The organism is Vibrio sp. Isolate34 (assembly GCF_022397915.1).
Classification (GTDB): Bacteria; Pseudomonadota; Gammaproteobacteria; order Enterobacterales; family Vibrionaceae; genus Vibrio.
In genome coordinates this window covers 140,942-152,808 of the sequence record NZ_JAKEUO010000014.1, presented here as the reverse complement: position 1 = coordinate 152,808, position 11,867 = coordinate 140,942, and the positions used below count along the sequence as shown (strand labels likewise).

Sequence of the window (11,867 nt, the reverse complement as noted above, 5' to 3'; positions counted from 1 at the left end):
GAGCGCGCAATTAAACCGCTGGTCATTGGCAGGAAGAACTGGCTCTTCTCGACCAATCCTAACGGGGCTGAAGCGAGTGCGATGCTTTATAGTATCGTCGAAACTGCAAAAGCCAACGGCCTTATCCTCTACGACTACATGGTCAAGTGCATGAAAGAGCTGGCGAAAGCAGAGCCAGATATCGATGCGCTCCTACCTTGGAATTTCAAACATTAGTAATATCGCCCCGTGGGTTCATGGGGCGGATACGTTGTGTCTAATTGTATAGATATGTGGAAAAAAGATGACAAATAATTGCGTGTTTTAATCGTTTCCTATTCATTAATATTATTCTGTTTCGAAACCCAGTGAAAGGGAATGCATTGGTTGCTATAGGATATGGAAAAACAATAAATATTATTCTTAGATAGGCAGTTAAATACAATGTTAAGAAAAACAACAATCACAACAACTCTCCTGATGCTAGCTTCTGCAGTACACGCAAACCCATATATCGGAGCGTCTGTTGGTCAAGCCAATTTTGATAGTACGAACCTTTCTGTAGATTCAACACGCGGTTCTACCAAGATGCCATTAAAGTTAGATGATGATTCTAGTTTAGCGGGCAAAATCTACGGTGGGTATCAGTTCAACCGTTATATTGCTTTGGAAGGTTCAATTGGAGGTTATGATGCCCTAGACGGTGGTTCAGTGACTGTTGGTGACATGAAGTTTGCTGCGATTCAACCTAAAGTCATTTTACCAGTTAATGACCGCTTTAATCTTTTTGCTAAAGCAGGAGTAGCTTATTTTAATGCAGAATTTAAAGTAAGTAACTCCTTTTTGGGTGCAACCGGCCATTCAACATTCTCTGATACAACAGTGACGGGGATGTATGGTTTGGGGGCTGATTTTTCGTTGACAGAGAACCTTCGAATTGAAGCTACATGGGACTACATGAAACCTGATCTAGAAGTGGCTAAGCTGCTTGGATCTTCAGTTTCTGTTGACGCTGAGATTAGTGTTTTCTCTCTTGGGATGAATTACCACTTCTAACCTCTAACCTCTAACCTCTAGAATCTAGGGAGCTAGTAATATGTAGCTCCCTTTGCTATGTTTCAGCTGACAGAACTAGCAGTGGAATTGTTGTGAATGATGTAAACCTTAGACACTTAGATCAGTTACTTAAGCATTTTGATATTCGCTTATCCCATTCAATAGGCTTAGGTGAATTAGAGGTTGCGCTATGCACCTCTAAACGTAATGTATCAATTGTAATGAAAAAGCTGTCCGAACAAGGTTGGATAGAATGGCTCCCCGCAGTAGGTAGAAGTAATTCTAGCAAACTTACGATTAAAAAATCGTTGCAACAAGCAATTACCGAACTATTAATTAGCGAACTAAATAAAGGAAGTTTTAAACTAGTATCCCGTCTTGTCGACCTATACGGTTCGACAGCTGTCCGAGCTCTTACTTTAGCGACCGAACACCTTAATCAGACCAATGAATTAAGTAATGCTGTATTGATAGCTTCCTATCCGTGGGTAAACACTATTGATCCAATTAAGACATTTCGCCATGCAGAACTGCACATAGCAAAAAGCGTATATGATGTATTATTAGTTCAGAGTCCAGATGGTGATATAATGCCTTCCTTAGCTCATGATTGGGTTATGGAAGATACAAGGATGACTCTATGGCTACGTCCCGGCGTCTACCGGCATGATGGTGAGATTTTGCAAGTTGAAGATGTAGTTTGGAGTATTAGACGTTTAATTGAGGGCAATGGCCCTATAAAAGAGTTATGGCAATGCGTCGAACGCGTAGATGCAGTTGGCCCCAATTGTTTAGTTATTACTCTCAAGTACGCTAACAAGTTTTTTCCCTATATGTTAGCTATGTCTAACGCATCTATTGTTTGTCGAGATATACAAAACTTCGACGGTCAATACAGTTATCATATTGGTACTGGGCCGTTCAAGATTGAACGCTGGTGCCAAGACAGTATTCAACTTCGGGCACATAAAGATTACTTCTCTACTCGAGCTTTGCTAGAACGAATTACGTTGTCTCATGCTAACGAAGATATGCAAAACATGATCAGCTATAATTGCCCGTCGGACCAAGTTGAAATTCAGAGTATTAGTGCCCTATTTTACCTAACTTATCGAGAAAGATTAGGTTCGGGCATATCCCGTGAGACGTGGTGTGAGTTAGCCGGTTATATCCATCAGCAAAAACAGCTATATGACCCTATTAATGCGGTCGAAAGCTTGGCATTTGAGCCTTGTAAAGCTCAGCTAGAGATAATCGCTTGCCCAAGTTTGAGAGGGAAGATCGTCTTAGCTGAGCCCAGGTGGACCATTCCATACTTAATTCGTAATTCTCAATGGTTGCATGATGTTATCCGTTCAACAGGGCTCGAGTTGGAAGTTATGATCGTCGATAACATTAGTCATCCTCATTTAGTGTCTGAACTAGCGGATATTCTCCTTATTGAAGATGTAATAGAGGCTCCAATCGATTACGGAACTTACGAATGGTTAAGTGTGTCAACGGGATTACGGTTTAGTTTTGACCGTTTTAAAATGGATGAGCATCTATCTAAGGTAAAGCGAGCGATAAGTTTAGACTCACCGAAGAGTGAACTTATAAAAATAGAAAAGAATTTACGTTTAAGTTATACCTATTTGCCATTATTTTCTGGTTATGAGGAAATGTCCAGAACTCAACAAGTCCGAGGATTCCAAGTGAGAAATACAGGCTATAGCGATTTTTATCGACTTTGGATCGATCAGTGAGGTTAAAACTCTTTGCTTGAAGGTGCGCAACCTAAATGCTGCAGTAACACATAAATACTTTCTTGATCGAGTGCGACACGACGAAATAGATCCGCAAACGTTGGGTCGCCACCAAAGCACGTCTGGATGTAGTGATTAATTTCATTACTGTCGTAGCCTTCGACGTACAAGGTTCTAACCCATTGATACTCAACAGCCTTCAAATTGTTCAGTGTGGATTCGCTAAGAGTAGGGCGTGTGACGCTCAAGTGTGGCTCCGAAAACTTAAAATACATCTATTATTATTGATGGTATTTAATCAGAGCAAAATGACGACTTTATGACAGTCAAAGTAAATCAGTGAACCAGCGTCGAATCATTCCAGCCTTTGGCTGAGTATCACGCTCTAGAACCTGTAATGAGTGCTTCGCCGTTAATTGAGAACGTTAGATAAACAAATGCCAAGCGGCCGCTTGGCATTGAAATAGTGGGTATTGAAAGAACTTTGTTGCAAGGAAGGATTAGTGATTGACCTTATTTAAGGTACTTTACGTGCGCTTCCATCTCTTCGCCGATTTGTTTTCGCATGTTCATTAGGCGGATAGCGGAATCTCTCAATTCGATGTCTTCTGGTGTTTCTGGCACCCATTCAGGCACCTTAGTCGGGTTACCGTTTTCATCAACTGCCACCATAATCACGATACAGTGAGTGGTTAGACGGTTATTCAACTCTTTAGGGTCGCTCGCTTGTACATCGATCGCAATGTGCATAGAAGACGAACCGGTATAGATGACTTTCGCACTTACCTCTACTAGGTTGCCTACATGGATTGGGGCAACAAATCGAATACCACCAGCGTAAGCCGTAATGCAATATTTGCCACTCCACCCAGCAGAACAAGCATAGGCAGCTAAATCGATCCACTTCATTGCTGCGCCACCATGAACTTTACCACCAAAGTTCACATCCCCGGGTTCAGCTAAAAAACGCAGAGTAACGTCTCGTTTACCATCTTGTCGGCTATTGTTACTGCTCATCTATCTTCCTTCATTATTATTGTGCTGCATAACATGCTTGTTACTTGCTAATAACAATATACATAAGATGATAGAAATTAAAGCGGATAATCTCACGGTTAAGACTATTTTTTTCAAACGGATGACGAACCGATGAACATTGATGGTTATTGAGTTTCAAGGTGAGAGATAAACACGGAAAGACAATCGAGAGTACGCCAAAAGAAAGGGGTGATTGCAAAAAAAACACCTAGCGCAATGCTAGGTGTTTCTAAGCCTTTAGGTACTCATGTCGGTACCTTTTATTGTTTGCCAACTAACCGTTGCTTGTTTGGTTTAGTTAAAGTGACTTTATCGTAATTACCACTAAAGTGGTAGCTAAAACTATTTATTCTTCAGCTCACTTTTACTCTTTTATGAAGTATAGATCCTTCGCGTAGATATTTCCTTTCGGATTATTGTTAGGGAAGCCTTTGAGTGTATTTCGCACTAATCGAGTGTGATTATAGTGATATAAAGGCATAACTGCTGCTGATTCGTTAAGTAGTGACTCAGCCTGCTGGTATAAAGCAAAGCGATTAGCCTGATCTTCCGTTTTGCTCGCTTTCTGTAACAGCTCATCAAAATCAGTGTTACAGAAACCACTCTCGTTAGCTGTGTGGCCACATGTGAAGGCTTCTAGTAGCGCTGAGGGCTCTGGGTAGTCACCAAATGCCCATGAGCGAGCAAGCTGATAATCTCCTGCTCCTTTAGCTGCGACATACGCCTTCCACTCCATATTCTCTAGTTCTACCTTCACGCCAAGTGGTTTCCACATAGATGCAATTGCGATGGCAATTTTTTTGTGGTTTTCGCTGGTGTTATAGGTGAGTGTGAATGTAAGTGGGTTCTCTTTGTTGTATCCAGCTTCTTCGAGTAGCTGTTTGGCCTTTGCTTGGCGTTGTGAGCTATCAAGCGCTTCGAATAAAGACTTAGGCGCCGTGTAGTTGGGGATATTATTTGGTGTCACGCTGTAAGCTTGAGGTTCGCCTTGGCCTGTTACTTTATCGACCAATATGTCTCGGTCGACTGCCATACTCAGTGCTTGTCGAACTCTGACATCATCAAACGGAGCTTGGCGAGTATTGAACGAATAAACATACGATCCTAATAACGCTTGCGCTTTAATCTGTTCAGGGCTCTCTTTGACAAGCTTTTGGTAATACTCAAGCTGAACGCGGTTCGTCATATCAATCTCACCAGACTGATAACGAATCAGCTCTGCGTTTTGAGAGGATAAACCTAGGTAGGTCACCTTATTGATGACGGTTGAAGCGTTGTCCCAGTAATTTGAGTTTCTGGTGACTTCGACATATTCATTGGGTACCCACTTGCTGAGTGTGTAAGCGCCGTTGGTCGCGATATTTTCGGCGCGAGTCCATTGGTCTCCCTTCTCTTCAACCAACTTAGAAGGCAGAGGGAAGAAGGTCTTGATACTCATTAAACTCATGAAATAGGGCGTAGGCTTTGAAAGCGAGATCTCTACCGTGCGATCGTCTAGTGCTTGAATACCAAGCTCTGATGGATCTTTATCCCCTGCAAGAATCTCGCTGGCGTTCACGATATTTGCCGTCGAGAACACAAATCCGGTGTTGTTGCCCGTTTTCGGAGACACGGCACGCTGCCAACCAAACACAAAGTCTGATGCGGTGACTGGTTCACCATTCGACCACTTAAGACCGTTTTTCAAAACGAACGTTACCGTCTTACCGCCGTTGCTGAACGTCCAACTTTCAGCTTGTCCTGGAATAATCTGTCCATCACTGTTCTCGATCACGAAGCCTTCAAACATGTCATTGACGATGATGTCTCCTGGCATGCCTGAATTGACGAAACTTGGGTCGAGAGTATTGGGTTCTGCGCCATTACCACGAACAAAATGTTGCTCTTCAGCTAACAGAGCATCAGCTGTGATAGAGGCAGCGAAGCTTGATGCAGACGTTAGAGCCAGCAGTGACGATATGATCACAGGCAGAGTTGATTGGGTCATTGTAATTCCTTTTACAACTTAAACAGTACTCGATGCATTAAACATGAGTCGGTCGTTTAATGCAACAACAGTAAGTGCGTATTAAAGGAATTTGAAAGTGTTGTGAACAAAATAAAAATGCCTGCGATAAAGCAGGCACTGTGGTGAAAGGTTGATTAGCGAATTATTGGTCGTCTAATTAATTTACTCTAATCTAACCCAAGCTAAGTTTAGTTAGCTTGCTGAGGCAGGGGCGCTTCAAGCCTTGGTTTTCGTTTAATTTGAGCAAGAATAACGCCTGAAATCACCATCACACCACCAATGATATGGAACTGGTTAATCTCTTCACCTAGCCAGGTTGCAGCCAATACAATCGCAACAACAGGCAGCAAGTTCATGAACATCGCACTGGAATCGGCACCAATGGTATCAATCGCTTTTACCCACATCCAAGGCGCCAGAATAGAAGCCGCAACCGCTGCGTACGCAATCAAAGGAATTGCTTGTTGCGAAGGAATCAGTTGGTCGCTGGTCAGCCAAAGTGGTGCCAACATTGCGACTGCGAACATCCCCTGCACATAGATCACCACCCAGTTACTGATTGGCATTTTCCAACGTTTCAACAGCACACAGTAAGAGGCGTAAACAAATGCCGCGATTAGCATGTAACCATCGCCTTGAGTCAGTTCTTGATGAATAAAGAACAACGGGTCACCTTTACCAAGCATTAGGGCTAATCCAGACAGAGACAACACACCGCCGACAATACTTAGGCTAGAAATCGACTTGTTGAGCAGTGGAACGCTCAGGAATACGCTGATCAACGGCACTAATGAAGTGATCAATGCCATGTTAGAAGCTGTTGTAGTTAGGCCCGCGTAGTAACCCAATGATTGGTTTAGCACCATGCCCAAAAAGCCAAGGAATGCCAATTTCGACAAGTTAGGTTTAATGATTGGCCATTGTTTGATAACCGAGCGGATACAGAAAGGCGTTAGGATTAACATTGCAATGAACCAACGGTAAAAACTCATCGCGCTCGGTTCGATAGTGCTTGCGGCCAGCTTATTGACGATCGCATTAGCACCCCAGATACAGACTGTGAAAAATGGTAAAAGATAATGCATGTGGTTTCCGTCGCAAATGAGTTGATGCGGCTAGTTTGACAGGTCGTTATATTTACAGATATCTTTAAAAAGACATCAGGCGCGATAGGAAGACAAGATTGAAAAAACACTCAAGAAACCTTCACCCATCCTTATCAATCGACAAGGCACCATCCAACGTATTTATGAATTTCGAAGCGTTCTTATCGAATACCGAAACTCGTGTGCATAGCCACCCTTGGGGGCAGGTTCAATTGATCAGCGGTGGGATTCTTGAAATGGAGGCTGAAGGAACACGCTTTCTCGCACCGCCACATCTAGCGATTTGGGTACCCGCCGGGGTCATGCACTGCAGTTATAACCGTAAACCATTGGACTACTGTTCGCTGAATATTGCACGTGAGTTAACTCAACACCTGCCTGAGAAAACCAGCCTTATTAAAATCACTCCGATTGTTTCTTCGGTCATTGATGACTTTCGTCAGCGTGACATCAATGTTGCACAAAGCGAGCAAGATCAAAGGCTTGTACAGGTTCTGTTGGACCAATTGGCAGAACGTCAAGTCGAGCATCACTTCTTACCTTCAACCGATAACAAGTACCTTGCGCCTATTCTGGCTGCGATAGAAGAGAACCCAACTGACGATATCTCGCTAAAGGATTGGGCAGAGAAAGTGCACGCAACCGAGCGTACTTTGTCGCGTCATTGCCAAAGTGAATTAGGGATGAGCTTTACGGAGTGGCGACTGCGAGTGCGTTACTTGTACTCAATGGATCTGCTAAGAAACGGACAGTCGGTTAAAGAGGTCGCCCTCACACTCGGCTACAACCAAGCGAGTCCCTTCATTAGTATGTTCAAGAAATATTCCGGCCAAACACCAGAGCAATATAAGAACCGATTGTTATGATTTGATTGATCGTTTGTGTCGACTTGCTTTATTGCAATTGCACGATTAAGAGTGAATTCGAAAGAACTCGAGTTAGGTTGATTACTGCTATCTAACACAGGCATAAAGGACGGTGAGTCAGGTTAGACTCACCGTTGATTTTATCTATTTATTGGCATTATTTGTTTGTATTACTGAGTTGTTAGACTTGAATAGTTTACAGATCAAGACAAAAAATAGAGGCGCGAAGTAGATTACCAATAAAGTCGCTCCTACCATTCCCCCTAGTACAGACGTACCAATCGCGTTACGAGCATTAGCACCAGCTCCCGTACTAAGTACCAATGGCAACACGCCGAGTCCAAATGCCAGTGATGTCATGATTATCGGGCGTAGACGCATCTCACAGGCTTGTACTGTCGCATCAACAATGTTGACGCCTTTTTCATAAAGCTCTTTAGCAAATTCAACAATCAAAATTGCGTTCTTCGCGGTTAAACCTATGGTGGTTAATACACCTACTTGGAAATAAACATCGTTCTCCAACCCTCGCAACATGATCGCAGCTAATGCGCCGAGTATTCCTAGGGGAACGAAAAGGATAATTGCGATTGGGATGCTCCAGCTTTCATATAAAGCAGCTAAACAAAGGAAAACCATCAACAACGAAACTGCATACAGAATTGGCGCTTGGTTGCCTGCTTCGATCTCTTGGTAGGACATACCCGTCCAGCTCACCTGTACATCATTGGAAATCTCTGCAGCCAATCTATCGATTTCGGCCATCGCTTCACCGGTACTGTAACCAGAGGCTGCTTTACCGACGATTTCTACCGCCGAGTTACCGTTATAACGTGCTAGTTGTGGAGAACCTTTACACCAGTGGTACGTGCTGAAAGCTGAGATTGGCACCATTTCTCCTTGGTCATTACGTACAAACCATAAGTTGAGGTCTTCCGGTGTCATGCGATATTCAGCATCAGCTTGAATGTAAACCTTCTTAGCTCGACCACGGTCAATAAAGTCGTTTACGTATGAAGATGCCCAAGCAATTGACAGCGATTGGTTGATGTCATCAATTTCTAAACCGAGCACCTTGGCTTTTTCATAGTCGACATTAAGGAACAACTGAGCGGTGTCCTCAAGGCCATTTGGTCGTGTTTTTTGCAACAATGGGCTTTGAGCAGTGGCTGCCAGTAACTGGTTTCTGAACTCAATCAGTTTGTCATGGCCAACAGCCCCCACGTCTTCTAGGTAGAAGTTAAAACCCGTTGAAGTACCAAGTTCTCGAATTGCTGGGCTACTAAAAGCAAAGATCTGTGCATGTTTGTAATTTGAAAACTCACCTATTACACAGCTGATGATGGAATCAACATCGGTTCCGGGTTCAGTCCTTTCTGACCAGTCTTTCATGCCAATAAATGCCACAACAACAGATAACACGATTGCTGAAACAATCGTCAAAGAGAATTGTTGGTAGATAACGCCCGTTGACCCTGACATGAAAGCCATAGGAATAAATACAACCGACAACACCATCGTAATACCGATTAAGGCACTGGTAATTTGTCCCATTGATTTTTTGGTTGCCTCAAGAGGAGACAGGTTCTCTTCATGCATCAAACGCTCAACGTTTTCCACCACAACGATAGCATCATCAACTAACAGGCCAATAGCTAATACCAAACCAAACATGGTTAAAGTATTTATCGAGAATTCAAGCATTGCCATGACACCAAAAGTACCAAGAAGCACGACGGGCACGGCTATGGTTGGAATCAAGGTTGCTCGTAAGTTTTGCAAAAACAGCAACATGACGAGAAAGACAAGTCCAACCGCTTCGAAAAGGGTTTTGACCACTTCACTGATGGATAAACGGATAAACGGGTAAACGGATAAACGGATAAACAAGTTATTATCCGTGGATTTCACCAGTTCTAATCCACCCGGAAAGCCTTTAGAAAGCTGTGCAAGTTTTTCATCAACGGCATTTTGTGTGTCTAACGAGTTTGCACCTGTTGCAAGTGTGATTGCGATACCTGAAGCTTCGTTACCCATATAGGCGGGGATAACCGAAGAGTCTTCACTGGCTAACTCTACGCGCGCAACATCTTTGAGCGTAATTTGAGAGCCGTCACTGTCGACTTTGATTAAGATATTCTCAAACTCTTCAACGCTGGTTAATAGGCTTTGTGCTGTGATAGTGGCATTAATTAATTGAGAATCAACGGCTGGCGTTCCACCTAATTGCCCAACGGTAACTTGGCTATTTTGAACCGATATTGCATTAGAAACATCAACAGGTGTGAGGCTGTAGCTGTTTAATTTTGCAGGGTCTAACCAGATACGCATCGCATAAGATTGGCCGAAAATAGTCACTTCGCCCACACCGTTCACACGGCTTAGGATGTCCTTAATGTTTGAGTTAGCGTAATCTTGAATATCTCCCGCACTCATGCTGCCGTCAGGAGAATATAAGTTGGTTACCGACATAAAACCTGACGTACTCTTGGTGACAGAAGTACCTTGATTTTGTACCGCTGTCGGCAGGCGATTACTCACTTGCTGTAAGCTGTTCTGCACCTGTACCTGAGCGATATCGGGGTCGGTATCTGCACTAAGCGTCAAGGTAACACTCGCACTACCAGAAGAGTCACCGCTAGATAGCCCTTCTTTAACTACCCAACCGTTGCCAACTTCATTACTGAGAACCACGGATTTTTTATTCTTATCCAGTAACGCGCAACAACACGCTTCACTGCGTCCTTTAATTTCAACTTGGCTTGCCATTGCCTCTAACGCTATTTTGGGACTCAAAGACGATGAAGACCGCCGTATCTGGGTGATTATGGATGAGATGCCGAGTCTGCATAAACTGCCTGAGCTTGACACCATCCCCTCCCTTCGCGATTCGCGACTACGGAAGAGGTATCCATACCGAAAATTAAGATGATGAAAGGGAAAATACCAGAAACTACCTATGACAGACAATTACGAGGGGAAAAGAACGTACACGTTCTGAAGGGAGGCCTCTTGGTCTATTTCCTGATAAGACGCTTAACAGAGGCATTCAAAGGATGCTCTTGTGAAACAGCGAATAGATGCATGAAGCCTTAGCAACATGAGCCCGGCAGATGCTCGACCTGATGTATTCAAATAATATTGCCTATTGTTGGTATATTGATTTCTTCTTGTGCTGTAGAAAGCGCGTCCACCTGAAGGATGTCAACCCTGCTTTCTATTCTGCTATTATGATAGCAAATAACACAAAAAAAAGTTAAATTTGTCATTATAGTAGCAAATAAATGCAATTACTGCGATGGACTTCGTTGTCATTCGTGTTAATGAAGCAATAATTACAAGGAATTAATAATTGCTACAGTTATAGCAATAAAATCAAATTTTTTGGTATAATAGATATCATAGTAGCAACTTGCGAAAAATGTATGTTATCTCTTTATACCGCTTATGATTTGCAGATGGAACTCAAAGAGTTTATCAAGTCCGCTCGAAAAAAAGATAAGCTTAGTGTTCAGAAAATGGCCGATCTCTCTGGCGTGCCTTACGCGACGATCCGAAAGTTTGAGTCATCTGGCAACATCTCATTGCGTCAATTCCTCATGCTTTATGAGACAGTCGGTGACTTGAAAAAAGTGAAAGAGCTGACAAAGTCGTCTGAGCCTGAATTTAAATCAATAGAGGATGTGCTTCGACATGCTTAAGTCAGCCCTAACCGTAAAACGAACGCTTAGCACCGGTGAAAAGATACTTGTCGGCAAGCTCGTTGAAAATAGTAAGCAAAGCTTCTTTCAATGTCTGGATTATCTTCAAAGAAAGCGATTATGGGTATGGCTGAGGAAATATTTGAAACAACACGCTCGTTCAATCAGGACGCCAAACATCTAGGCTTATCACCTAATCTAATCAAGGAGATTGATAAGGGCATGGTAGAAAAATTTAAGGCGCTGAAAGTGTAGGATGAATAAAATTCGCCCTGGCTTTGCCGGAGATTTTAGGGTTTTACAGTGGCTAAGGTTACTCGAGTTCACTCTGTAATATAAAGTTCGTAACAAAGTTTTGCTCCATTTCC

At 43.0% G+C, this 11,867-nt stretch carries 10 protein-coding genes and 2 pseudogenes; 7 read left to right on the top strand and 5 right to left on the bottom strand.

Going from position 1 to position 11,867, the window contains the following annotated elements:
• The 3 genes from L1D22_RS15740 to L1D22_RS15730 all read left to right on the top strand — a co-directional run.
• A partial coding sequence (locus L1D22_RS15740; protein ID WP_239830503.1) for a transposase domain-containing protein occupies window positions 1-216 on the top strand: 216 nt, incomplete at its 5' end.
• 207 nt (window positions 217-423) lie between these two features.
• The gene (locus tag L1D22_RS15735) at window positions 424-1,035 is read left to right on the top strand and encodes an outer membrane beta-barrel protein (RefSeq protein WP_239830502.1); all 612 of its coding nucleotides are present in this window, start codon (window positions 424-426) and stop codon (window positions 1,033-1,035) included.
• A gap of 92 nt (window positions 1,036-1,127) precedes the next feature.
• Entirely contained in the window at window positions 1,128-2,780 is a 1,653-nt protein-coding gene (locus L1D22_RS15730; protein WP_239830501.1) for an ABC transporter substrate-binding protein, read from the top strand.
• A 2-nt stretch (window positions 2,781-2,782) separates the two neighbouring features.
• On the opposite strand, the gene L1D22_RS15725 is transcribed toward L1D22_RS15730, so the two are convergent.
• The 4 genes from L1D22_RS15725 to L1D22_RS15710 form a co-directional block, all read right to left on the bottom strand.
• Window positions 2,783-3,028: a hypothetical protein gene (locus L1D22_RS15725; RefSeq protein ID WP_026084480.1), complete on the bottom strand. Its 246-nt coding sequence runs from the start codon at window positions 3,026-3,028 to the stop codon at window positions 2,783-2,785.
• A gap of 265 nt (window positions 3,029-3,293) precedes the next feature.
• Entirely contained in the window at window positions 3,294-3,797 is a 504-nt protein-coding gene (locus L1D22_RS15720; protein WP_008215795.1) for an acyl-CoA thioesterase, read from the bottom strand.
• 385 nt (window positions 3,798-4,182) lie between these two features.
• Window positions 4,183-5,805: a peptide ABC transporter substrate-binding protein gene (locus L1D22_RS15715; protein WP_239830500.1), complete on the bottom strand. Its 1,623-nt coding sequence runs from the start codon at window positions 5,803-5,805 to the stop codon at window positions 4,183-4,185.
• 209 nt (window positions 5,806-6,014) lie between these two features.
• On the bottom strand, window positions 6,015-6,911 hold the full coding sequence (locus L1D22_RS15710) for a DMT family transporter (RefSeq protein ID WP_239830499.1): 897 nt from the start codon (window positions 6,909-6,911) through the stop codon (window positions 6,015-6,017).
• Window positions 6,912-7,009: 98 nt separating this feature from the next.
• Here L1D22_RS15710 and L1D22_RS15705 point away from each other — a divergent pair, with 98 nt between their 5' ends.
• The gene (locus L1D22_RS15705) at window positions 7,010-7,798 is read left to right on the top strand and encodes a helix-turn-helix transcriptional regulator (protein ID WP_239830498.1); all 789 of its coding nucleotides are present in this window, start codon (window positions 7,010-7,012) and stop codon (window positions 7,796-7,798) included.
• Between the two features lie 144 nt (window positions 7,799-7,942).
• On the opposite strand, the pseudogene L1D22_RS15700 reads toward L1D22_RS15705, so the two are convergent.
• Window positions 7,943-10,432: pseudogene (locus L1D22_RS15700) on the bottom strand (efflux RND transporter permease subunit); the annotation flags it as partial.
• 64 nt (window positions 10,433-10,496) lie between these two features.
• Here L1D22_RS15700 and L1D22_RS15695 point away from each other — a divergent pair.
• The 3 genes and pseudogenes from L1D22_RS15695 to L1D22_RS15685 all read left to right on the top strand — a co-directional run.
• A pseudogene (locus L1D22_RS15695) lies at window positions 10,497-10,673 on the top strand (type IV secretion system DNA-binding domain-containing protein); the annotation flags it as partial.
• A gap of 550 nt (window positions 10,674-11,223) precedes the next feature.
• The gene (locus L1D22_RS15690; RefSeq protein ID WP_102282377.1) at window positions 11,224-11,499 is read left to right on the top strand and encodes a helix-turn-helix transcriptional regulator; all 276 of its coding nucleotides are present in this window, start codon (window positions 11,224-11,226) and stop codon (window positions 11,497-11,499) included.
• Between the two features lie 90 nt (window positions 11,500-11,589).
• The gene (locus L1D22_RS15685; protein ID WP_239830497.1) at window positions 11,590-11,754 is read left to right on the top strand and encodes a hypothetical protein; all 165 of its coding nucleotides are present in this window, start codon (window positions 11,590-11,592) and stop codon (window positions 11,752-11,754) included.
• Window positions 11,755-11,867: the final 113 nt, after the last annotated feature.

Excerpts from the sequence above, each read along its gene's own strand:
- L1D22_RS15735 (WP_239830502.1), top strand. The coding sequence starts at position 424 with ATGTTAAGAAAAACAACAATCACAACAACTCTCCTGATGCTAGCTTCT.
- L1D22_RS15720 (WP_008215795.1), bottom strand. The coding sequence starts at position 3,797 with ATGAGCAGTAACAATAGCCGACAAGATGGTAAACGAGACGTTACTCTG.
- L1D22_RS15715 (WP_239830500.1), bottom strand. The coding sequence starts at position 5,805 with ATGACCCAATCAACTCTGCCTGTGATCATATCGTCACTGCTGGCTCTA.
- L1D22_RS15710 (WP_239830499.1), bottom strand. The coding sequence starts at position 6,911 with ATGCATTATCTTTTACCATTTTTCACAGTCTGTATCTGGGGTGCTAAT.
- L1D22_RS15690 (WP_102282377.1), top strand. The coding sequence starts at position 11,224 with ATGTTATCTCTTTATACCGCTTATGATTTGCAGATGGAACTCAAAGAG.
- L1D22_RS15685 (WP_239830497.1), top strand. The coding sequence starts at position 11,590 with ATGTCTGGATTATCTTCAAAGAAAGCGATTATGGGTATGGCTGAGGAA.